Genomic DNA, 22,775 nt, shown 5'->3' with positions numbered 1-22,775 from the left:
CGATGTCGATTGCCGCAGAACGCAAAGCGGAAGTCATCAAGACGAATGCCACCAAGGCCGGCGACACCGGCTCGCCCGAGGTTCAGGTCGCGATCCTTTCGGAACGCATCAACAACCTCACCAATCATTTCAAGACCCACGTGAAGGACAACCATTCGCGTCGCGGGCTCTTGAAGCTGGTCTCCACCCGCCGCTCGCTCCTCGACTACCTCAAGAAGAAGGACGAGGCGCGGTACAAGGCGCTGCTCGAAAAGCACAATATTCGCCGTTAATGTTTATGCGCGCGCCACTGGCGCGCGTTTTCGCGTGTGGTTTCGAACGAAAGCGCTTCCTTAAAGGTTTTTTGATCGAAACTGCGTGCGCGTCGGATGCGATCCGTTGACGGATCTGCATCCGGGCATGAAGAGCGAACACCGCGGTTCGGTGCTCGCGTTCGTGCCGACTGACAGTCCAGCAGCAATCCGGCGGCTGGGCACAACGGGCAAGGCGCCCGTATGACCCGAAAGGATGGACGCCATCCGAAATCCAAAAACCATGGCAGGATCGCAGGACGCTGATCATCCGCTCCGATCAGCGTCCCGCAATCTTGCGCATGGTTTTTGTTTTTCGAAGCGTCCCTTCTTTCGAGAACCCATGAAAGAAGACCTCTATGTTCAATAAGCATTCAGTCGAGATCGACTGGGGCGGACGCCCACTCAAGCTCGAAACCGGCAAGATCGCCCGCCAGGCCGACGGCGCCGTCGTCGCCACCTATGGCGAGACCGTGGTGCTCGCCACCGTCGTCGCGGCGAAGGCGCCGCGCGAAGGTGTCGACTTCCTGCCCCTCACCGTCGACTATCAGGAAAAGACCTACGCGGCAGGCCGCATTCCCGGCGGCTATTTCAAGCGCGAGGGCCGTCCGACCGAGAAGGAGACGCTGGTCTCCCGCCTGATCGACCGTCCGATCCGTCCGCTGTTCGTCGACGGCTGGCGCAACGAGACCCAGGTGATCGCCACGGTGCTGTCGCACGACATGGAAAACGACCCTGACATCGTCGCGCTGGTGGCTTCGTCGGCGGCGCTGACCTTGTCGGGTGCTCCGTTCAAGGGCCCGATCGGCGCAGCCCGCGTCGGCTTCGTCAATGACGAATATGTGCTCAATCCGACGCTCGACGAGATGGTCGACACCCAGCTCGACCTCGTCGTCGCCGGCACCGCCGACGCCGTGCTGATGGTGGAATCGGAGGCCAAGGAGCTGAACGAAGACATCATGCTCGGCGCAGTGATGTTCGGCCACCGTCACTTCCAGCCGGTCATCAACGCCATCATCGAGCTCGCCGAGAAGGCCGCGAAGGAGCCGCGCGAAGTCACCGTGATCGACAATGCCGCGCTCGAGAAGGAAATGCTCGGCATCATCGAGCAGGAGCTGCGCGCCGCCTACGCCATTCCGATCAAGCAGGAACGCTACGCCGCGGTCGGCAAGGTCAAGGAAAAGGTGATCGCCCATTACTTCCCGGAAGGGCAGGAGCCGAAATACGACAAGCTGCGCATCGCAGCCGTGTTCAAGGAACTGGAAGCCAAGATCGTTCGCTGGAACATCCTCGACACCGGCAAGCGCATCGACGGCCGCGACAGCAAGACCGTGCGCAACATCGTCGCCGAAGTCGGCGTGCTGCCGCGCGCCCACGGCTCGGCGCTGTTCACCCGCGGCGAGACCCAGGCGATGGTCGTGACCACGCTCGGTACCGGCGAGGACGAGCAATATATCGACGCGCTGTCGGGAACGTACAAAGAGACGTTCCTGCTGCACTACAATTTCCCGCCCTACTCGGTCGGCGAGACCGGCCGCCTCGGCGGCACCAAGCGCCGCGAGATCGGCCACGGCAAGCTGGCCTGGCGCGCGATCCATCCGGTGCTGCCGCCGCACCATGAATTCCCCTACACGGTGCGCGTGGTCTCGGAGATCACCGAGTCGAACGGCTCCTCGTCGATGGCCTCGGTCTGCGGCGCCTCGCTGGCACTGATGGATGCGGGCGTGCCGTTGAAGCGGCCGACGGCGGGCATCGCGATGGGCCTGATCCTCGAAGACAAGCGCTTTGCGGTTCTCTCGGACATCCTCGGTGACGAGGACCATCTCGGCGACATGGACTTCAAGGTCGCCGGCACGGAAGCGGGCATCACCTCGCTCCAGATGGACATCAAGATCGAGGGCATCACCGAAGAGATCATGCGCGTCGCCCTTGGCCAGGCCAAGGAAGGCCGCATCCACATCCTCGGGGAGATGGCCAAGGCCCTCACCAATGCTCGCGCCGAGCTCGGCGAGTACGCGCCGCGCATCGAGACCTTCAAGATCCCGACCGACAAGATCCGCGAAGTGATCGGCACCGGCGGCAAGGTGATCCGCGAAATCGTCGAGAAGACCGGAGCCAAGGTCAACATCGAGGACGACGGCACCGTGAAGGTCGCCTCCAGCGACGGCGAAGCCATGAAGGCCGCGATCAAGTGGATCAAGTCGATCGCGTCCGAGCCGGAAGTCGGCCAGATCTATGACGGCACGGTCGTCAAGGTCATGGAGTTCGGCGCGTTCGTGAACTTCTTCGGCTCGAAGGACGGCCTCGTCCACATCAGCCAGCTCGCGGCGAACCGCGTGCAGAAGACCTCCGACGTCGTCAAGGAAGGCGACAAGGTCAAGGTCAAGCTGCTCGGCTTCGACGACCGCGGCAAGACCCGCCTTTCGATGAAGGTGGTCGATCAGACCACGGGCGAAGACCTCGAGGCCAAGGAGAAGGCCGCCGAGGGCGAGAAGGCCCCGCGCGAAGCAGCGGGCGAGTAGCTCTCGCACCACAGCCAGAAACACCGAAGGGCGGCCGAAAGGCCGCCCTTTTTCTTGGCCGTTTGCGTCCTGCATCGTCGAACGCCATGCGCGATTCCGCCGCACCGTCACGGCGACCCCGATCGAAACCCATAGTGGCTGCAGCCACGTACTTGTTTGTACCGCCATAGCTTCAACCAGCGGATCGTCCAGACAGGAGAACCAAATGTCATCCATATCCCGGCGCCGTCTCATGTTCGCAGCAAGCGGCCTCGTTGCGGCTGCCGCTGCCCCGCGCTTGGTGTTTGCGCAGGCGGCCATGGCGCCAGCAGGCCCGTTCAAGCTCGGTCCGCTGTCCTATCCGGCGAATGCCCTGGAACCGCACATCGATGCCAAGACGATGGAGATCCATCACGACCGCCATCATCAGGCGTTCATCACCAACCTGAACAATTTCGCCAAGGACAATCCGCAGATCGCGGAGAAGCCGGTCGGCGAGGTGCTCGGAAACCTTGGCGCGGTGCCGGACGCGATCCGCACCGCGGTCCGCAACAACATGGGAGGTCATGCCAATCACACCATGTTCTGGCAGATCATGGGACCGAACGGCGGCAAGCCGGACGGTGCCCTGCTCGCCGCCATCGACAGCGACCTTGGCGGAATGGAGAAATTGCAGACGGATTTCAACGCTGCCGGAGGACGCGTGTTCGGCTCGGGCTGGGTGTTCGTGACAGTCAGCAAGGAGGGCAAGCTCGCGATCGAGACGCGACCCAACCAGGACAATCCGATGATGGACGGCAAGCGGGCACTGCTCGGCAACGACGTCTGGGAGCACGCCTATTACCTGAACTACCAGAACCGCCGCGCCGATTATCTCAAGGCGTGGTGGAACACGTTGAATTGGAAGGTCGTGGGCGAGCGCTACGCCGCCGCGAAGGCCGGCACACTCGGCGTGTGAGGACGATCAGAGATCACAAAATAGAAGGGCGGCCTCATGGCCGCCCTTCATCGCTTGCATGCTGATCGAGCTCACGCCGCGAGATCGTAGCGGTCGAGGTTCATCACCTTGGTCCAGGCCTTGGCGAAGTCCTTGACGAACTTCTCCTTGGAGTCGGAGGCCGCGTAGACTTCGGCGAAGGCGCGGAGCTGGGAGTGGGCGCCGAAGATCAGGTCGACGCGCGTGCCGGTCCACTTCACCGCGTTGGTCTTGCGGTCGCGTCCCTCATAGCTGCCGTCCGCCGCGGGCGTCCACTGCGTGCTCATGTCGAGAAGGTTGACGAAGAAGTCGTTGCTGAGCGTTCCCACCTTGCTGGTGAGCACGCCGTGCTTCGAACCGTTCGCGTTGGCGCCGAGCACACGCAGGCCGCCGACCAGCACCGTCATCTCAGGACCGGTCAGTCTCAGCAGCTGGGCACGATCGACGAGAGCTTCCTCCTGCTGCATGAACTGATGCCGTTTGCCGATGTAGTTGCGGAAACCATCGGCCCGCGGCTCCAGCGGCGCAAAGGAGGCCGCATCCGTCTGCTCCTGCGAGGCATCCATGCGGCCCGGCGTGAAGCCGACCTTCACGTCGACGCCGGCGTCCTTGGCAGCCTTCTCGACTGCGGCGGTGCCGCCGAGCACGATCAGGTCCGCCAGCGAGACCTTCTTCGCGCCGGATGACGCGTTGAAGTCCTTCTGGATCGCTTCGAGCTTGCCGAGCACCTTGGAGAGCTGGGCCGGCTCGTTCACCTCCCAGTCCTTCTGCGGGGCAAGGCGGATGCGCGCACCATTGGCGCCGCCGCGCTTGTCCGAGCCGCGGAACGTCGAAGCCGACGCCCAGGCGGTCGAGACCAGCTCCGGCACCGTGAGGCCCGAGGCCAGGATCTTCGACTTGAGAGCAGCGATGTCCTGCTCGCCGACCAGCTCATGATCCACTGCGGGAATCGGATCCTGCCAGATCAACGTCTCTTTCGGCACGAGCGGTCCCAGATAGCGATGGATCGGGCCCATGTCGCGGTGGGTGAGCTTGAACCAGGCGCGGGCGAAAGCGTCCGCGAACTGATCCGGGTGCTCCAGGAAACGCCGCGAGATTTTCTCATAGGCGGGATCGAAGCGCAGGGAGAGGTCGGTCGTGAGCATGGTCGGGACATGCTTCTTCGACGGGTCGAACGCATCCGGGATGGACGGCTCGGCGTTCTTCGCCCTCCACTGCTGTGCGCCGGCCGGGCTCTTCGTCAGCTCCCATTCGTACTTGAACAGGTTCTCGAAGAAGTGATTGCTCCACTTGGTCGGCGTCTGCGACCAGGTCACCTCGAGGCCGCTGGTGATGGAATCGCCACCCAGTCCCGACGCGTGCTTGCTCTTCCAGCCGAGGCCCTGATCCTCGAGCGCACCGGCTTCCGGCTCCGGACCGACCAGCGACGGATCGCCCGCGCCGTGGGTCTTGCCGAAGGTGTGGCCGCCCGCGATCAGCGCGACGGTTTCCTCATCGTTCATCGCCATGCGGAAGAAGGTCTCGCGGATGTCCTTCGCCGCGGCGACGGGATCCGGCTTGCCGTTCGGGCCTTCCGGATTGACATAGATGAGGCCCATCTGCACGGCGCCGAGCGGCTCGGAGAGCTGGCGTTCGCCGCTGTAGCGTTCATCGCCCAGCCAGGTGCCTTCGGGTCCCCAATAGAGCTCTTCCGGCTCCCAGACGTCGACGCGGCCGCCGGCGAAACCAAAGGTCTTGAAGCCCATCGATTCCAGCGCGACGTTGCCGGCGAGCACCATCAGGTCGGCCCAGGAGATCTTTCGGCCATATTTCTGCTTGATCGGCCACAGCAGACGGCGCGCCTTGTCGAGGTTGGCGTTGTCGGGCCAGCTGTTGAGGGGTGCGAAACGCTGCTGACCCGCACCGGCGCCACCGCGACCGTCGGTCGTGCGGTACGTGCCCGCGCTGTGCCAGGCCATGCGGATCATGAGGCCACCGTAATGACCGAAATCGGCGGGCCACCATTCCTGCGAATTCGTCATCAACGCGGTCAGGTCCTTGATGACCGCGTTGAGGTCGAGCGACTTGAATTCCTTGGCATAGTTGAAATCCTCGTCCATCGGATCGGATTTCTCGGAATTCTTGTGCAGCACCTCGATATCGAGCTGCGTCGGCCACCAATCGCGGTTTGAGCGCGTGCGTTTTCCGCCCGAAAACGGGCACTTCGAAGTGTCGTCCATGAATACCTCCTCTGGTGGGCGTCGAACTCGCGCCTTTGACCAGGTAGAACCACTCTAAGCGCGAGGTTCGATCAGGTAAAGTTGACTTTGGTGATCGCTGCGATAGGATTTTCTGATGCTCAACGTGACGCTACGCCAGCTCCGGTACTTCGATGCGCTGGCCCGTCATGGTCACTTCGGCCGCGCGGCCGAGGCCTGCTCGATCTCACAGCCGGCCCTGTCGATGCAGATCAAGGAGCTGGAGGAGACCCTTGGCGGCCTGCTGCTGGAGCGCAGCGCGCGCCAGGTGGCGCTGACCCGGTTCGGCGAGGAGCTCGCCCAGCGCGTCCGCGACATTCTGCGCTCGGTCGACGAGCTCGGCGATTTCGCCCGCGCCTCGCAGGACCGCTTCGCCGGCCGCCTGCGCATCGGCATGATCCCGACCATCGCGCCCTATCTGCTGCCGACCATCACCAAGAATCTCACGCGCATGCACCCGGAGCTCGACATCCGCGTGCGCGAGACGATGACCCCGCGGCTGATCCAGGAGCTGGTCGAGGGCCGCCTCGACACCGCCATCGTGGCGCTGCCGGTGTCGGAGCCCTCGCTCACCGAGGTCGCCCTGTTCGAGGAGAAATTCCTGCTGGTGCGGCCAAGCGCGGATGAAGGCACACCGGCGCCGTCACGCGAGATGATGCGCGAGATGCGGCTTCTGCTGCTCGAGGAGGGGCACTGCTTCCGCGACCAGGCGCTCTCCTTCTGCAACATGCAGTCGGCGCCGCCGCGCGAGATGCTGGATGCGAACTCGCTGTCCACGCTGGTGCAGATGGTCAGCGCCGGGATCGGCGTCACGTTGATCCCGGAGATGGCGGTGCCGGTCGAGACGCGATCGGCCTCGGTCTCGCTGGCGCGCTTCCGCGACCCAGAACCCTCGCGCACCATCGGCATGGTCTGGCGCAAGACCAGTCCGCTGGCGCGGCAGCTGCTGCAGATCTCCGAGGTGGTGTGCCTGTCGGCCGGCAAGGTGCGGGCTGGTCACAGCGTGCGCAGCTCGCGAAGTTAACAGATCAAGGGAAACGCCTCATGATCAAGCTATACTGGTCGCCCCGTTCGCGCTCGTTCACGACGCTCTGGCTGATGGAGGAGAGCGGCCTGCCTTACGAGCGCGTGCTGACCGACATTTCGACGGGAGCGCAGAAGGCGCCGGACTTTCTCAAGATCAATCCGATGGGGAAGGTGCCGGCGCTGACCGACGGCGATGCCGCGCTCGGGGAAGCCGCGGCGATCTGCGCCTACATCGCCGACCGCTATCCCGAAACCAAGCTGGCGCCTGCCGTGACCGATCCGCGCCGCGCGCGCTATCTGCAATGGCTGTTCTTCTCACCGGGCTGCATCGAGCCCGCGATCATCCAGATCTTCACCAAGATCGAGATCCCGACCTCGACCGCGGCGTGGGGCAGCGCGACGCAGGTGTTCGACGTGCTGGAAGCCGCGCTCGAGAAGGGACCGTGGATTCTCGGCGACGAATTCTCCGCAGCCGACATCGCAATCGGCTCGGGCCTGAATTTTGCGGTGCGCCTGTTCAAGATGGTGCAGTCGCGGCCGGCCTTCGACGCTTATCTCGCGCGCTGCATGGCGCGGCCGGCGTTCCAGCGCGCGGAGAAGATCGCGGCCGGTTGAGACGACGCGCTCAAAGCTTGATCTTGAGAACTGCAAGCCCGGACTGCTGGAGCAGCCCGGAAGATGTGGCCGCAACGCCGTAGCGGATGCCGAGATCAAGGCCCTTGCCGTCGGCGGCGGCCAGGCCCAGCGCTGTCGAGTAGATCCAGGGCGACAACGCAAGACCGTTGGTGACGAACGCTTCGCCACCGCCGGCAAAGGCCGACTTGATCTGAAGTCCCTGATTCAGCGTGTTGTAACCGATGCCGACATCGCCTGTGAGATACACCTGCTTCGCGATCCTGTAGGCGCTCTTCAGTCCTGCCGTCAGCGTCAGCTCACGATAGATCTGCGAATCCACGTTGAGGCTGAAGCCGCCCGCGCCGCCCTCCTGATAGGCCGGCGAGCGAAGCTGCCCATAATCCAGCCGCAGCGACGGCGCGACCGTCAGGTCCGGCTTGATCGGCATCAGCTTGCGGACGCCAACGCCCGCATGACCGCCATACGATCGATAGCCGGCGCCGGCCTTGCCGTTGATGAAGGTGAGCGAGCGGCTCTCGCCATTGTCGTTCAACGCGCCATCGAGCTGGCCATCGACCTGAACGCCCTGACCGAGAGCATAGGCGCCGTAAAGCCCCGCCTGATAGGAATCGACGGCCAGCCTGTTCGGAACGGCATCCTCGCTTCCGGCGATGCTTTGATGCGAGTAGGCGAACACGCCGCCGAGCCTCGCGCGCGTGGAGATCATCGCGTCTGCACCGACGGCGATGCCGCCGCCGGAGGCGTGATAGCCGGGGACGCCATCGACACTGCCCTGCCGGAGGGTACCGCCGAGCGGCTTCATCCAGAAGTTCCGCTCGCGTGTCGCGGCCCCATTCAGCCCGAACACCTCATCCAATCGCCCCGTCATCGCCTGTTGGAAGGCGCGCTGCGTGGCATAGGTCGCCTGCGATGCAGCTCCCGTCAGAACAGGCAGGGTCTGGTTGATCGAGTTGACGAGACCGGAACCACCGAGATTGTCGAGCGCGGTGAAACCGGTCGCCATGCTGCCGGTCCAGCCGAGCGGCGTCGCAGACAGGCGATACAGCATGTCGGCTGCGCCCAAGCCGACGCGGCTGTTCTGGGCCTGGAGCGTTTCGGCGTAGGGCCGCACCAGTGAGAGATAGGCGACGCCGCCGGTCGGATTGCCCGATAGATCGTAGGTGCTGACGAGCATCTGCGCGCCCGATGCATTGCCGCTGGCCGCGCCATAGAGACTTGCGAGCGTGCCGCGCGAGAGCGTGTTGAAGAGAACGCTGCCCTCGGGCGTCACCGAGCCCAGCAGGGTGAAATTGGCGGCGCTGCTCCCAGTCGGCGCGATGCCTGCCCCCCAGAAATATCCGTTCTTGTAATCGGTGATGACGAAACGCCCGGGAGCCGACGTACCGAACAAGGAGTTGCTGGAAATCCGCCAGGGCGTTCCGGCCGTCCACTCCCATTGCGGCACGGAGTTGGCGGGAACGGGCTGCGAAGCGGGCGGGGTGAAGGTCGCGGGATCGTAAGGAAGCATGTATGCCCAATGCGTCACGAGCACGCTGTCGCCCGTGATCATCTGCATCTCCATCGAGGTCACGCCGCCAACCGTCCGCATGTGGCCGAGGCCCACGGTCACTGTGCCGCCGGAAGTCGGCGTGAACAGCATCGTGATCTGGCCCGCGGTGTTTACGAATCCTTGGATCGTGGACGTGTCGGTCAGAAGCGCGGGCCCGATCTTGAGCTGTGCCACGCTCGTGCCGGTGAAGGAGCCGTTGGTCGCGCTCGCGAGCGACCAAAGGGTCTGGTCGCCGATCGGGATGGGATTGGAAAAACCGGTTCTCGGTGCAGCATAGGCGAGCAGTTGCGCAGTCGGAACATACCAGTTCGTGTTGGAAAGGGTCGAATCCCACACCGTCGACTGGGCAAGGGCACGAGAGCCGCCACAGAGCAGCATCGCGCCGGCAACGAACGCCAGCGCGCTCGCGCGGCACATCGCATGCACCATCGGAACGATCACTCCTCCCCAACCGCAGAGGGTACGACCCCGCTGCGCCATCTGGGAGCAGGATGCATGATTCTATCGCCGAGTCAGCCCCATGATCGTGGGACGGGAGAAAACGACGCGGCGTTTGACCATTGCCAGCGCGTGGTGGGGATGGTTCGAAGGGGTGCGCCTTTCGGCGCTGTTCGCGCTACTCCGACGCCTTCAAATCGTCCGGCCTCGGCATCAGGACGATGTTGTAGCCGGAATCCACGTAATGGATCTCGCCGGTGACGCCGCCGGAAAGGTCCGACAGCAGATACAGCGCCGAGCCGCCGAGGTCGTCGAGCGTAACGCCACGGCGGAGCGGCGAATGCTTCTGCATGAAGGCGAACATCGCACGCGCCTCGCCGATACCGGAGCCCGCGAGCGTCCGGATCGGGCCTGCGGAGATCGCGTTGACGCGGATGCCGCGCGGTCCGAAATCGGCAGCGAGGTAGCGCACCGAGGCTTCCAGCGCCGCCTTGGCCACGCCCATCACGTTGTAATTCGGCATCGCGCGCTCCGACGCGCCGAAGGTCAGCGTGATCATGCTGCCGCCTTCCGTCATCAGCTCGGCGGCGCGTTTTGCCACCTCCGTGAAAGAGAAGCAGGAGATCACCATCGTGCGCGAAAAATTCTCGCGGCTGGTGTCCGCGTAGCGGCCTTTGAGCTCGTTCTTGTCGGCAAAGCCGATCGCATGGATGACGAAGTCGAGGCGCCCCCATTTCTCGCGAAGCGCAGCGAAGGTGGCATCCACACTGGCGATGTCCTCGACGTCGCAAGGCAGAACCAGATCGACGCCGAGCTGCTCGGCCAGCGGCTTGACGCGCTTGCCGAGAGCCTCGCCCTGAAAGGTGAAGGCCAGCTCGGCGCCATGGGCATGCAACGTCCTCGCCATGCCCCAGGCGATCGAGTGATCATTGGCGATGCCCATGATCAGACCGCGCTTGCCTTTCATCAATCCGTCCATGTCGCGATTACTCTCCGCTGTCCGTCATGCCCGGGCTCGTCCCGGGCATCCACGTTCTTCCGGCACCAATAGCAAAGACGTGGATGGCCGGACATCATTCGCGAAGACGCGCTTCGCGCTTTTGCCCGGCCATGACGAAAAACTACCGGCGCGTCCGCAAGGACGTCACACGTCCAGCCGGCTGAACACCAGCGTGGCGTTGGTGCCGCCGAAGCCGAAGGAGTTCGACAGCACGGTGCCGATCTTGACGTTGTCGATGCGCTTGCGCACGATCGGCATGTCGGCGAACACGGGATCGAGCTCCTGGATGTGCGCGCTCTCGCAGATGAAACCGTTGTTCATCATCAGCAGGGAATAAATCGCTTCCTGCACGCCGGTGGCGCCCAGCGAGTGGCCGGTCAGGGCCTTGGTCGCCGAGATTGGCGGGCACTTCTCGCCGACGCCGAACACCTTCCGGATCGCCTCGATCTCCGGCGGATCGCCGGCCGGCGTCGAGGTCGCATGCGGATTGATGTAGTCGACCTTGGTCTTCACCGTCGACATCGCCATGCGCATGCAGCGCTCGGCGCCTTCGCCCGACGGCGCCACCATGTCGTGGCCGTCCGAGGTCGCGCCATAGCCGACGATCTCGCCGTAAATGCGCGCGCCGCGCGCCTTGGCATGTTCGAGCTCTTCCAGCACCAGGACGCCGGCGCCGCCGGCGATGACGAAGCCGTCGCGGTTGACGTCGTAGGGACGCGAGGCCGTGGCCGGCGTGTCGTTGTACCTCGAGGACATCGCACCCATGGCGTCGAACAGCACCGAGAGCGTCCAGTCCAGTTCCTCGCAGCCGCCGGCGAAGATGACGTCCTGCTTGCCGATCTGGATCGTCTCATAGGCGTTGCCGACGCAATGGTTCGACGTCGCGCAGGCCGAGGAAATCGAATAGTTCACGCCCTTGATCTTGAACCAGGTCGCGAGCGTCGCGGAGGCCGTGGAGGACATCGCCTTCGGCACCGCAAACGGGCCGACGCGCTTCGGACCCTTGGAGCGGGTGATGTCGGCAGCCTCGACGATGGTGCGCGCCGAGGGACCGCCGGAGCCCATGATGATGCCGGTGCGGATGTTGGAGACTTCGTCAGGCGAGAGGCCGGAGTCTTGGATCGCCTGCTCCATCGCGATGTGATTCCACGCCGCACCCTGGCCGAGGAAACGCATTGCACGGCGATCGACAACCGTCGAAGGATCGAGCGTCGGCTCACCTTGCACCTGCGAACGGAAGCCGAGCTCGGCATATTTTTCAGCCCGCGAAATGCCAGACTTCGCCTCGTGAAGGCTCGCAAGCACTTCCTGGGTGTTGTTTCCGATGGACGAGACGATGCCCATTCCGGTGACCACAACCCGCCTCATGACAGCCTCGCCCTGCTCGTTGTCTTCTTGCTCGTTGTCTCGTGGTGATGCGCTCAGCCCAGGCTCGTGCCCTGCTTGAACAGGCCGACCTTCAGGTCCTTGGCGCGATAAATAATCTGGCCGTCGACCGAAAGCCACCCGTCGGCGATACCGAGCACGAGCTTTGAACGCATCACGCGTTTGATATCGACGTTGTACACAACCTTGCGAGCCTCGGTCAGCACCTGTCCCCCGAACTTCAGCTCGCTCAGGCCGAGCGCCCGGCCCCGGCCTTCGCCGCCGACCCAGCCGAGATAGAAGCCGACCATTTGCCACAATGCGTCGAGGCCGAGGCAGCCGGGCATCACCGGGTCGTTCTTGAAATGGCAGGCAAAGAACCAAAGGTCGGGCTTTACGTCGAGCTCGGCGCGCACGAGGCCCTTGCCGAACTCGCCGCCATCGTCGGTGATTTCCGTGATGCGGTCGAACATCAGCATCGGCGGCAGCGGCAGCTGGGCATTGCCCGGGCCAAACATCTCGCCGCGGGCACAGGCCAGCAGATCTTCGTATTCATAACCGTTGCGCCTGTTCAGCATTCACGAGCCTCTGTTCAAATGCCGATTGAGCGGCGTTTCCTGGCGAAATGGGCCCCGTTCGATCGAAGAGCAACGCTAACTGCCACCGTCAGGCGCAACTCCCGCAAGCCCCGGATGACCCCAGCCTTCATACTCGGCTGCGTCAGAGTCGGGTAAGCGGAACCGCGGGCTCTCTAACACAGGCCATTTCGGGTAGCAAAGCGCGTCCATGAAGGTAAAATGACGCGATCCCCACGCGGTTCCAGACCTGATTAGAACCTCTCTAGTTGCGAGATACTTGCATCTGCATCTTTCTGTTCTTATGTTACAGAGAGATATTGTTCACGCGTGCCCGAAATCTGGAAATGAACGAGAATACCGCGTCCCATCACGACGACGACGTCCATGCCGCGGCCCTCTTGTCCGGCCGCCAGCCGGCGCTGACCGGCTGCCCCTGGCACGACGTCAACGAAATGCTCCAGTCCGCTGGGCTCCGCCCGACGCGCCAGAGGATGGCGCTGGGCTGGCTGCTGTTCGGCAAGGGGGCGCGGCACCTCACGGCTGAAATGCTTTACGAGGAAGCGACGCTGGCCAAGGTTCCGGTATCGCTGGCGACCGTCTACAACACGCTGAACCAGCTCACCGATGCCGGCTTGCTCCGCCAGGTCAGTGTCGACGGCACCAAGACCTATTTCGACACCAACGTCACCACCCACCACCACTACTACCTTGAGAACAGCCACGAGCTGGTCGACATCGAGGATCCGCACCTGGTGCTATCCAAGATGCCTGAGGTACCCGAGGGTTACGAGATCTCTCGGATCGACATGGTGGTGCGACTGCGCAAGAAGCGCTGAGATCCATTTAAGATCGAACTGGGATCGTCATGGCCGGGCTCGTCCCGGCCATCATCTTTTGGACCGTCATCCCGGAGCGGTGTGCAGCGCCGAGCTAGGGTGCGCACTCCCGCACCCGAATCTCGATGTCCCTGATTCGATGCTTCGCATCGCTCTGGGTGACCCTTCGGGTCAATTCACCTGCTCGTCCGAATAGACGCCCCAGAGGCGCTCCTGCTGAATCCAGCCGTCAAAGCCGTTTCCGATAACGCGGCACCAGTTTGCAGCGCACTTCTTCACCTGCGTGACGACGCCGGCCTGGAGCTTTGCTGCCACCGCGCTGTCGGGATCGGGCCGGTCATAGATCGGGGCGAACTCGTCCTTGTGCTTCATGGTGACGACCGCGGTGCGGCGGCCGGACAATAGCGAGTGATAGACCCAGCCCTCGGCCCCCTCGGAATCGCGCACCCGGCGCCAGTTCTCGAACTCGGCGGTAATTTCGACCGGCAGGCCGGCGCGGGTGTAGACCCAGGCGACGTCATTGTCCTTGGTTGGGCCGGCGCGGACGTTCACGTGGTCCGATTTGAGGCTGACATAGCGCGGCACCGGCAAGCCGCTGGCAGTCTGCGGGGTATCCTTCGCCGAATGCGAGGGGCTGACCGAGGCGCTCAACCAGGTGCAAACAAGCGCCATCACCGAACAGAACCGCCCCAACGCCATCAACCCGTCTCCTGTCGAAGACCCGGACGAACCGGATCCTCACCCAATTCCAAAACGCTGCTGCGTCCGCCCCTCCCGTCCCATGCGGGTGTTCCCGAAGCCTTGACCCGTGGTTCTTGTCTTGGCCCGGCCTTCTGCTAGAGAGGACGGGCATTTGAACAACCAGTTTGCCCCGATTTTCCGGCCGGAAATGTCGGGAGAGCTTGGAGGAAACGCCGGGGACGGACACGGCAAGGGCAGTGTCGAACAACCGGGTTAATGAGGCCTCAACGACCGGCCTTTGGCGACAGAGGCGGCCTGCGACGCCTCATGAGAGCAGGACATGTCGGTGAAGAAAAAGCCCCTCGTCGTGGTGACGCGCAAGCTGCCGGATTCGATCGAGACGCGCATGCGCGAATTGTTCGACGCGCGGATCAATCTCGAGGACACGCCGATGTCGGCCGAGCAGATCGCGGAAGCGGCGCGAACCGCCGACGTGCTGGTTCCGACGGTAACCGATCACATCAGCGCCGAGGTCGTGAACCAGCCCGACTGCAAGCTGCGGCTGATCGCCAATTTCGGCAACGGCGTCGACAATATCGACGTCGCAGCCGCCCATGCCCGCGGCATCACCGTCACCAACACGCCGAAGGTTCTGACCGAAGACACCGCCGACATGACCATGGCGCTGATCCTCGCGGTGCCCAGGCGGATGATCGAGGGTGCCTCGATCCTGACCGAAGGAAAACCCTGGGCGGGCTGGTCGCCGACCTGGATGCTCGGCCACCGCATCGGCGGCAAGCGCCTCGGCATCATCGGCATGGGGCGCATCGGCCAGGCCGTCGCGCGTCGCGCCCGCGCCTTCGGCCTGCAGATCCACTATCACAATCGCCGCCCAGTGGCGCCCGTCATCGCCGAAGAGCTGGGTGCGACCTACTGGGAAAGTCTCGACCAGATGCTGGCGCGGATGGACATCATCTCGGTGAACTGTCCGCACACGCCCGCAACCTATCACCTGCTGTCGGCACGGCGGCTGAAGCTGATCCGCAAAGATGCCTACATCGTCAACACCGCGCGTGGCGAGGTGACGGACGAGGATACGCTGATCAAGCTGATCGAGGGCGGCGAGATTGCCGGCGCAGGCCTCGACGTCTACGAGCACGAGCCCGCGGTCAACCCGAAGCTGGTACGGCTCGCCAAGGCCGGCAAGGTGACGCTGTTGCCGCATATGGGTTCCGCCACGATCGAAGGCCGCGTCGAGATGGGCGAGAAGGTGATCATCAACATCCGCACCTTCCTCGACGCTCACAAGCCGCCGGATCGCGTGCTGCCGAGCATGCTCTGAGTTCTACTGCCCGCGCTTGTCGCGCTTGCGCCAATCGGCGACGAAATCGATGAAAGCGCGCAGCGCAGGCGGCGTTTGGCGCCGGCTCGGATAATAGAGGAAGGAGCCGGGAAACGGCTCGCACCAATCTTCCATGAGGCTGACGAGCGCGCCGGACTTCAGCGCTTCGTCGGCATAGCCGTCGAGCGTCGCCCAGATGCCGACACCGTCGCGCGCGGCGCGCATCGCAAGGCTCATATTGGTCGAGATCGCGAGGTGCTCGCCATAGCGCACACCGGCGTCAAAGCCGGCGCTGACGATATCGACGAAGCCGCTCTCGGAGACGATGTCGAGATCGACCTGTGGATGCGCGGTGAGAAACGGGCCGACCATCGGCGCCAGCACCAGATCGACCGCCGGCGGCGGTGCGTTGATGCGCAGGCGGCCCGCAGCGACCTCGCGCAGGCCCCGCACCTGGTCCAGCGCATCGCCCACGTCACGCAGCGCTGGCGCCACGCGCGACAGCAGCAATTCCCCGCCTCGGTCAGCGCGACGCTGCGGGTGGTGGCCGAGCAGATGGCCCATCTCGACAGCGAGAAGCCGGCCACCAGGTAGCGGCTCCGATCAGGTGCGATGGGCGCTGAGATCGCTGATCACGGGCCCGTCGCCATTGAGGGGATTGGCGGGATCGCGGGCGTAGCGCAGAGTCTCGAAGCGCATTGCGCGCGCATCGATCATGAGGAGGCGGCCGACGAGGCCGTCGCCGAAGCCGACGATCTCGCGGATCGCCTCCAGCGCCATCATCGAACCGAGCACGCCGGCGAGCGCGCCCATGACCCCGGCCTCCGCACAGGCCGGCACCGTGCCGGGCGGCGGCGGTTCCGGAAACAGGCAGCGATAGGTCGGGTTGAACTCGCCCTGCTCGTTCGTCTCATGGGCACGGATGGTGGTGAGCGAGCCGTCGAAGGTGCCGAGCGCCGCCGTGATCAGCGGCCGCTTCGCGAAGAAGCAGGCGTCGGAGACGAGATATCGCGTCGAGAAATTGTCGGAGCCGTCGAGCACGAGGTCGTAGTCGCCGATCAGGCCGAGTGCATTGTCAGCGTTGAGCCAGGTGGCATGACCGACGAAGCGGACATGCGGATTGAGGGCCGATATCCGCTCGGCGGCGCTCTCGACCTTGTGCCGGCCGATATCGGGCGTGGTGTGGACCACCTGGCGCTGAAGGTTGGACAGCGACACCACGTCGTCATCGACGACGCCGAGCGTGCCGATACCGGCGGCGGCCAGATACATCAGCGCGGGCGCGCCGAGCCCGCCGGCACCGATCACCAGCACCGCGGCCCGCTTCAACGCGGCCTGCCCGGGACCGCCGACATCGCGCAGGACGATATGGCGGGCATAGCGTTCGAGTTCGTCCGGGCTGAGCATCGTCGCACGTCTCTCCTACCGAGCCATCGCGCCCGCTCCTCAGGATGACGGCCTGAGTTCGCGGCTCGACCTCGGACCTGAACCACCCCAACATTGTTCGCGACCAACGAGATGTGCTTCAATGGCACTGCGTTCAATGGGCTGGTTGGATTTGTCATGAGATCGATGCTTGCGGCAACCTTGATGTTTGCGGCCGCCACCGGCGCACACGCCCAGACGACGGCGCCACAAGTGCCCGGCACCAAGCCGAAGACGGTCCAGACCGTGCCGATCCAGCCTCCCGCAACGCAGACGCCCTCGGGGACCGCCGATGCCATGTCAAAAGCAGAGCGACTGGCGCTCCAATCCGATCTCGCCTGGGCCGGCCGATACAACGGCGCGATTACCGGAGACGTCAGCGAACGCATGGTCAACGCCATCAAGGAGTACCAGAAGGCCAAGGGCGGCAAGCCGACCGGCGCGCTCAATCCGCAGGAGCGCGCTGCGCTCGCCGAAGCGGCCCGCAAGAAGCAGGAGAGCGTCGGCTGGAAGATCGTGACGGAGCCGACCAGCGGCGCGCGGCTCGGCATTCCCACCAAGCTGGTGCCGCAGCAGGCAAGCGACGCCAACGGCTCGAAATGGACCTCGCCGACCGGAACCGTGCAGGTGCTGCTCAGCCGCCGCAAGGAGGTGAACCCGACCTCGGCGAAGCTCGCCGATCTGGAGAAGGAGCCGTCCGGACGCAAGATCGACTACACCGTGGTGAAGCCTGACTTCTTCGTGCTCTCGGGATTGCAGGGCCTGAAGAAATTCTACGTGCGCGGCACCTTCAAGGGCGACGAGGTCCGCACCATGACGATCCTCTACGACCAGGCGACCGAGAACGTCGTCGAGCCGGTGGTGATCGCGATGTCGAGCGCGTTCAATGCGTTCCCGTCGGGACCGCTGGCCGGACCGCCGCCGCGCAAGACGGTGGAATACGGGACCGGCGTCGTCGTCAGCGACGACGGTGCGATCGTCACCGATCGCCTCGTCGCCGATGGCTGCCTTGCGATCACGATCGCAGGTCATGGCCGCGCCGACCGACTCGCTGAAGACAAGCAACACGATCTCGCGCTGCTGCACATCTACGGCGCCCGCGGACTGAAGCCGCTCAGCCTCGCTGGCGGTGCAGCGAAGACGAACGTCGACGTCATCGGCATCGCCGATCCGCAGAGCCAGGGCGGTGCCGCCGGCGTGTCGAGCATCAAGGCGACGCTGGCGCCAGGCCCATCGGGCGATTCCGCACTGTCTCCCCCGCCGTCGGTCGGCTTCTCCGGCAGCCCGGCCGTTGACGCCGACGGCAAGTTCGCCGGCATTGCGCTGCTGAAGCCGGCAATGGTGGCGGGTCCTGCGACCTCGGTGCCGGCCTCGCAGGCCGTGATGGTATCGGCGGATGCGGTGCGTGATTTCCTGAAGACCAGGCAGATCACGGCGAACGGCACGTCGACCGACGCCAAAGCCGCAGTCGTACGCGTGATCTGCGTGCGGAAGTAGCATGTTGCGGTGTCTCGTCTCTCTGTCCCCGACGCTAGCGGCTGCGCTGCTGAGCTTTTCGGCTTGGGCACAATCGCCGGCGCTGCCAACGCCGAAAGTGGAGGAGGTGATGGTGAAAGTGGCGCTGCTGACGCTCAACGACGCCAACCTCACCGGCAACTACAGTGTCCTCCATGCAAAGATGGCGAGACCGTTTCGCGAACGCTTTTCAGCCGCCACGCTGAAGCAGGCATTCGCGACCTTTGCCGGACATCACATCGACGCAATTGCCGGCATGCCGATCATAAGCACGGAAGCCCCGAGGATCGGCGACAACGGCGCGCTGTTGTTGCGCGGCCATTTCGAAACGGCACCGTCGCAGCTGAGCTACGCGCTGGACTACGCCGTGTCGGAGGGCGAATGGAAGTTGATCGCGATCGACGTCAAGGTCCGATCGCTGCAGACCAATGCGGGCGCAGCAGACCTGGTCGCGCGCGCCGCCGCGGACATGGCGGGCAGCGGCGCTCAGAAATGAGAGCAGTCAGGCGAGCCTGAACCTGATCCCGCTCTTCGCAAGACCGCCGGAGATGCCGATCGGCGTACCGTCGGCGCGCCAGCAGGCGGCGCCAATCATGGTGCCGTCGTCCTGGAAGGCGATTCCGTTCATGCCGCCCGCGACGGTCGAGACCGGCTGCACCTCGTGGCCAAGCGCCGCGAGCTGCACGCGCACGCTCTCCGGCACAGTCTGTTCCACCTCGAGCGCGTTGCCCTCGGTCCAGACCCTCGGAGCCTCGACGGCCTCCTGCAGGCTCATGCCGTGGTCGATCAGATTGACCAGCGCCTGCATCGCGCTCGGAAAGATGCGCTTGCCTCCGGGCAAGCCGAGCGCATAGCGCAGCTTGCCGCCATTCAGCGCCATCATCGGAGACATCGAGGTGGTGACACGCTTGCCCGGCGCCAGCGAGAGCGCGTGGCCCGGTCGCGGATCAAACAAATTCATGTAGTTGTTGGCGATGGCCCCCAGGCCCGGGATCATGATCTTGGCGCCGAACAGACTGTTGATGGTCTGCGTGGTCGCAACCACGTTCCCGAAGCTGTCCGCCGCCGTCACATGCGTGGTGTGCGCGCCTTCGAGCTGCGACACGCCCGCACCCCACGCCTGCGCCCGTGCTGGATCGATGGCGCGGCGGCGCTCCTCGGCATAGGCCTTCGAGGTCAACTTCTCCACGGGCACGCCGACATAATCCGGATCGCCGCTGGCGGCGGCGCGGTCGGCGAAGGCAATCTTCAGCACTTCGGCGAGATGGTGGATGGCCTCCGACGTCCCGAAGCCGAGCCCGCCGATGTCGTAACCCTCCAGAATGTTGAGCATCTGCGCGATATGCACGCCGGACGCGGCGGGCGGCGGCGGACCGAGGATAGTCCATCCGCGATAGTCGGCGCGGATCGGCTGCCGTTCGATCGTCTTGTAGTTCGTGAGATCGTTGCGGCGGATGAAGCCGCCGGCCCTCTCCATGTAGTCGACGAGGACATCGCCGAGAGCCCCCTCGTAGAGCGCCTTCTCGCCGTGATCGGCGATGTAGAGAAGCGTGTCCGCATATTCGGCCTGCACCACGCGCTCGCCGACCTTCAGTGGCTCGCCATCAGGCAGGAAGATCGACGCGATCGTCCTGTCCTTGCGCATCTCGTCTGCGCTCTCGCTGATGCATTCATGCAGATAGGGGGTCGTCGCATAGCCACGTGCGGCATGCTTAATCGCAGGTTGCATCACGTCGGAAAGCGACATGGTGCCGAACCGGCGCAGCGTCTCGCACCAGGCCTTCAGCGAGCCCGGCACCGCGACGGCCTTCGGTCCGTTGAGGTTCTCGTTGCCGACGGTGTCGAAAACGTCATGCGCCGAGCCGGGCTTCGAGAGGTAGGTGGTGTCGCGCACAGCCGCGGGCACGGTGCTCTGCCCGTCGATGAAGCGGTGGCTGCCATCGGCGAGCCGGATATGTGCCATGCCGCCACCGATGATGCCGACCATCATCGGCTCGACCACCGTCAACGTGAACAGGGTGGCGATCGCGGCATCGATTGCGTTGCCGCCGGCCGCCAGCATCTCGGCACCGGCACTGGAGGCCAACGGATGATTGCTGACCACCATGCCGCGGCTCGAGACCGCCGGCATCTTCTGGCAGTCAAAAGTGGTTGCCGTCCGGTCGCGCCAGTTTCCGCCCATGCTGCCTGCCCTTCTTGTTTCACGGCGGAGAGCACATCATACGCACGATTACGGGTCCAGTATTGGTACGGATTAGCTGACATTCCCAATTCTGCCACCATCGCCTTGGTTGATTCGGACATCCGCGGTCCGCTTTGGATCGGGCAGGGCACGTCCTGAGCGAGAAGAGCTCAGCATCGAGAACCGATGCACGTTCGCGTGGCGTTACCCAAGATCCCAGGCACTCCAAAGGATTGATCCACAATGCACACGATCGTACTGGCCACCCAAAAGGGCGGCAGTGGCAAGAGCACGCTCGCTATCGGCCTCGCGCTGGCGGCCAAGCAGGCCGGCTTCACTGTCCGCCTGATCGAGACCGACCCGCAGGGCACCCTCTCCAACTGGCAGCGCCGCCGCAACAATGACGACGTCGTCGTCGAGCCGATCTATCAAGCCGCCAACATCGAGCCGCGCCTGACGATGCTGGCCGACAGCGGCCTGGAGCTCGCGATCGTCGACACTGCGGCCGGCCTCAGCGCGGCAACCACCGCCGCAATCCGCCATTCCGACTTCTGCCTGATCCCGGCCCGCCCGACCGTCGCCGATATCGAGGCGACCGTCTCGACTCTCAACGTCGCTCGCGCCTGGAAGCGGCCGTACAGCTTCGTATTGAACCAGGCGCCGATCCGCGGCCAGCGCATCGACAACGCCGCCAATACCCTCGCCGAGGAAGCCGCGCTCGACCTTGCTGATGTACTCGCCCGGCCGCTGATCGCAATCCGCAACGACCACCAGGACGCGCTGGCGAAAGGTCTCGCGGTGAGCGAATTCGCACCGAACGGCAAGTCGGCCGACGAGATCCGCAGGCTCTGGCGCTGGATCGAGACGCGGCTAGAGCTCGAAGCCAAGACCCATCTGCTGATCGACCAGGTGATGTCGGCTGCCGACGGCATGTTGCATCTCGCCGCCGACCTTGCCGCGGACGAGACCACCACAATCGCGTCCTGAGCGGGGCAATCGCTCAGACGCCATCCGGGCTCTTCGCTGTCCGGTGGAAGAGCCCGGGCGACGAAGCAATCCGGTCACCAGCCCGGCCGGATTGCTTCGCTTCGCGTTAGATCGCTCCTATTCATCCGTCATTGCGAGCGCAGCGAAGCAATCCAGGCCTTCACCGCGGAAGAGCTATTGATTGCTTCGTCGCAAGGGCTCCCTGCAATGACCTGCAGGGCTCGTGGCCTCGCCGCGGCTCACGACTTCCCGGCTGCGAGCCTTCTCACTTCTGACATTTCGGGCACCAGAACGTCGACCGGCCATTCTGCGTGAACCGCTTGACCGTGCCGCCGCAGCGCGGCGTCGTGCACGTCTCGCCTTCGCGGTCATACACCTTGAATGAATGCTGGAAATAGCCGAGCTCGCCGGAGGTCTGGCGATGGTCGCGCAAGCTGGAGCCGCCGGCCTTGATCGCGTCGTTCAGCACGGTGTGGATCGCACCGACCAATCGTTTTGCGTGGTCCGTTGCCTCGCCCTTCTTGGTCGACAATGTTGCAGCAATGCGCCGCGGCGACAGATGCGAGCGATGCAGCGCCTCGCAAACATAGATGTTGCCGAGCCCGGCCACCACGCGCTGGTCGAGCAGCGCCGCCTTCAGGCTGGTGGTCTTGCCGGCGCAGGAGCGCGCCAGCATCGCGGCGTCGAATTCGTTGCCGAGCGGCTCGGGGCCGAGCCCGCGCAGCAGCGGCTCGTCTTCGAGCGCATTGCGCGCGATCACCTTCATGTAGCCGAAGCGGCGCGGATCGTTGAACACGATGTCGGCGCCGGAGGACATCCGAAACAGGACGTGATCATGCGCGGAGTCCTTTCCCCTGGGATAGTGAAACTCGCCGGGCTGCAGGCTGTTGTCCGGCTTGATGACACGGAACGAGCCCGACATGCCCAGGTGCATCAAGAGCACGTCGCCTGAGGCGAGATCGGCCATGAGATATTTTGCGCGGCGGCCGAGCCCGGTGACCACCTGCCCCTTGAGCCGCGCCACGAAGTCGGGCTGGAACGGAAAGCGCAGATCCGGCCGGCGGGCCTCCGCAGCGAGGATTTTCGCACCTTCCATGACGGGCTGAAGGCCGCGGCGGACGGTCTCGACTTCGGGCAATTCAGGCATGGTCAGGCATTCACCTTATGAGGGCGGTGTGATAGCGCCATTGCGGCGGGCGCGCTATGGTCCG

19 protein-coding genes and 1 pseudogene are annotated in these 22,775 nt (G+C 64.4%); 10 read left to right on the top strand and 10 right to left on the bottom strand.

The features are described 5' to 3' along the window. The first annotated feature begins 2 nt into the window (after window positions 1–2). The 3 genes from rpsO (at window position 3) to ASG57_RS02635 (ending at window position 3,749) form a co-directional block, all read left to right on the top strand. The gene (rpsO, locus tag ASG57_RS02645; RefSeq protein WP_008540131.1) at window positions 3–272 is read left to right on the top strand and encodes a 30S ribosomal protein S15; all 270 of its coding nucleotides are present in this window, start codon (window positions 3–5) and stop codon (window positions 270–272) included. 377 nt (window positions 273–649) lie between these two features. After that, on the top strand, window positions 650–2,812 hold the full coding sequence (pnp, locus tag ASG57_RS02640; RefSeq protein ID WP_057195626.1) for a polyribonucleotide nucleotidyltransferase: 2,163 nt from the start codon (window positions 650–652) through the stop codon (window positions 2,810–2,812). A 205-nt stretch (window positions 2,813–3,017) separates the two neighbouring features. Continuing rightward, a complete protein-coding gene (locus ASG57_RS02635; RefSeq protein ID WP_057195625.1) occupies window positions 3,018–3,749 on the top strand; it encodes a superoxide dismutase in 732 nt (243 codons plus the stop codon). A gap of 71 nt (window positions 3,750–3,820) precedes the next feature. Here ASG57_RS02635 and katG read toward each other — a convergent pair whose 3' ends face one another. Next, a complete protein-coding gene (gene katG, locus ASG57_RS02630) occupies window positions 3,821–5,986 on the bottom strand; it encodes a catalase/peroxidase HPI (protein ID WP_024338564.1) in 2,166 nt (721 codons plus the stop codon). A 115-nt stretch (window positions 5,987–6,101) separates the two neighbouring features. On the opposite strand from katG, the gene ASG57_RS02625 reads away from it, so the two are divergent. Both ASG57_RS02625 and ASG57_RS02620 read left to right on the top strand, forming a co-directional pair. After that, window positions 6,102–7,028, top strand: coding sequence for a hydrogen peroxide-inducible genes activator (locus ASG57_RS02625; protein ID WP_024338565.1), 927 nt, complete (start codon window positions 6,102–6,104; stop codon window positions 7,026–7,028). 20 nt (window positions 7,029–7,048) lie between these two features. After that, window positions 7,049–7,645 carry a glutathione S-transferase family protein gene (locus ASG57_RS02620; protein ID WP_057195624.1) on the top strand — a complete coding sequence of 199 codons (597 nt, stop codon included), beginning with the start codon at window positions 7,049–7,051 and terminating at the stop codon, window positions 7,643–7,645. Window positions 7,646–7,655: 10 nt separating this feature from the next. Here the strand turns inward: ASG57_RS02620 and ASG57_RS02615 are convergent, their stop codons facing one another. The 4 genes from ASG57_RS02615 to fabA form a co-directional block, all read right to left on the bottom strand. Continuing rightward, window positions 7,656–9,656 (bottom strand): autotransporter family protein, encoded by a 2,001-nt coding sequence (locus ASG57_RS02615; RefSeq protein ID WP_502690727.1) that lies wholly within the window; start codon window positions 9,654–9,656, stop codon window positions 7,656–7,658. A 175-nt stretch (window positions 9,657–9,831) separates the two neighbouring features. After that, complete coding sequence (gene fabI / locus ASG57_RS02610; RefSeq protein WP_024338568.1) at window positions 9,832–10,632, bottom strand: enoyl-ACP reductase FabI; 801 nt, start codon at window positions 10,630–10,632, stop codon at window positions 9,832–9,834. A 165-nt stretch (window positions 10,633–10,797) separates the two neighbouring features. Next, window positions 10,798–12,021 (bottom strand): beta-ketoacyl-ACP synthase I, encoded by a 1,224-nt coding sequence (gene fabB, locus ASG57_RS02605; protein ID WP_024338569.1) that lies wholly within the window; start codon window positions 12,019–12,021, stop codon window positions 10,798–10,800. A gap of 53 nt (window positions 12,022–12,074) precedes the next feature. After that, entirely contained in the window at window positions 12,075–12,596 is a 522-nt protein-coding gene (gene fabA, locus ASG57_RS02600) for a 3-hydroxyacyl-[acyl-carrier-protein] dehydratase FabA (RefSeq protein ID WP_024338570.1), read from the bottom strand. A gap of 344 nt (window positions 12,597–12,940) precedes the next feature. Between fabA and irrA the strand changes: the two genes are divergently transcribed. Continuing rightward, window positions 12,941–13,432 (top strand): iron response transcriptional regulator IrrA, encoded by a 492-nt coding sequence (gene irrA / locus ASG57_RS02595; RefSeq protein WP_057195622.1) that lies wholly within the window; start codon window positions 12,941–12,943, stop codon window positions 13,430–13,432. Between the two features lie 171 nt (window positions 13,433–13,603). Here irrA and ASG57_RS02590 read toward each other — a convergent pair whose 3' ends face one another. Then, on the bottom strand, window positions 13,604–14,131 hold the full coding sequence (locus ASG57_RS02590; RefSeq protein WP_024338572.1) for an SH3 domain-containing protein: 528 nt from the start codon (window positions 14,129–14,131) through the stop codon (window positions 13,604–13,606). 322 nt (window positions 14,132–14,453) lie between these two features. Here ASG57_RS02590 and ASG57_RS02585 point away from each other — a divergent pair, with 322 nt between their 5' ends. Beyond that, window positions 14,454–15,455, top strand: a complete 1,002-nt coding sequence (locus ASG57_RS02585; RefSeq protein WP_024338573.1) for a 2-hydroxyacid dehydrogenase — start codon at window positions 14,454–14,456, stop codon at window positions 15,453–15,455. Window positions 15,456–15,458: 3 nt separating this feature from the next. Here ASG57_RS02585 and ASG57_RS02580 read toward each other — a convergent pair. Next, window positions 15,459–16,012 (bottom strand): annotated as a pseudogene (locus ASG57_RS02580) (LysR substrate-binding domain-containing protein); the annotation flags it as partial. 46 nt (window positions 16,013–16,058) lie between these two features. After that, window positions 16,059–16,862: a HesA/MoeB/ThiF family protein gene (locus ASG57_RS02575; RefSeq protein WP_057195620.1), complete on the bottom strand. Its 804-nt coding sequence runs from the start codon at window positions 16,860–16,862 to the stop codon at window positions 16,059–16,061. A 156-nt stretch (window positions 16,863–17,018) separates the two neighbouring features. Here ASG57_RS02575 and ASG57_RS02570 point away from each other — a divergent pair, with 156 nt between their 5' ends. Beyond that, a complete protein-coding gene (locus ASG57_RS02570; protein ID WP_057195702.1) occupies window positions 17,019–18,377 on the top strand; it encodes a serine protease in 1,359 nt (452 codons plus the stop codon). A gap of 118 nt (window positions 18,378–18,495) precedes the next feature. Next, complete coding sequence (locus tag ASG57_RS02565) at window positions 18,496–18,891, top strand: hypothetical protein (protein ID WP_155248360.1); 396 nt, start codon at window positions 18,496–18,498, stop codon at window positions 18,889–18,891. Window positions 18,892–18,897: 6 nt separating this feature from the next. Here the strand turns inward: ASG57_RS02565 and ggt are convergent, their stop codons facing one another. Beyond that, the gene (gene ggt / locus ASG57_RS02560) at window positions 18,898–20,577 is read right to left on the bottom strand and encodes a gamma-glutamyltransferase (RefSeq protein WP_057195618.1); all 1,680 of its coding nucleotides are present in this window, start codon (window positions 20,575–20,577) and stop codon (window positions 18,898–18,900) included. Between the two features lie 243 nt (window positions 20,578–20,820). On the opposite strand from ggt, the gene ASG57_RS02555 reads away from it, so the two are divergent. After that, the gene (locus ASG57_RS02555; protein WP_057195617.1) at window positions 20,821–21,564 is read left to right on the top strand and encodes a nucleotide-binding protein; all 744 of its coding nucleotides are present in this window, start codon (window positions 20,821–20,823) and stop codon (window positions 21,562–21,564) included. A gap of 265 nt (window positions 21,565–21,829) precedes the next feature. Here ASG57_RS02555 and mutM read toward each other — a convergent pair whose 3' ends face one another. Beyond that, the gene (mutM, locus tag ASG57_RS02550; RefSeq protein ID WP_024338579.1) at window positions 21,830–22,711 is read right to left on the bottom strand and encodes a bifunctional DNA-formamidopyrimidine glycosylase/DNA-(apurinic or apyrimidinic site) lyase; all 882 of its coding nucleotides are present in this window, start codon (window positions 22,709–22,711) and stop codon (window positions 21,830–21,832) included. Window positions 22,712–22,775 lie beyond the last annotated feature (64 nt).

Source organism: Bradyrhizobium sp. Leaf396, from assembly GCF_001424605.1.
Classification (GTDB): Bacteria; Pseudomonadota; Alphaproteobacteria; order Rhizobiales; family Xanthobacteraceae; genus Bradyrhizobium; species Bradyrhizobium japonicum_C.
Note: the sequence above shows the minus strand (reverse complement) of the source record. Positions and strands in the feature narration are given on the sequence as shown.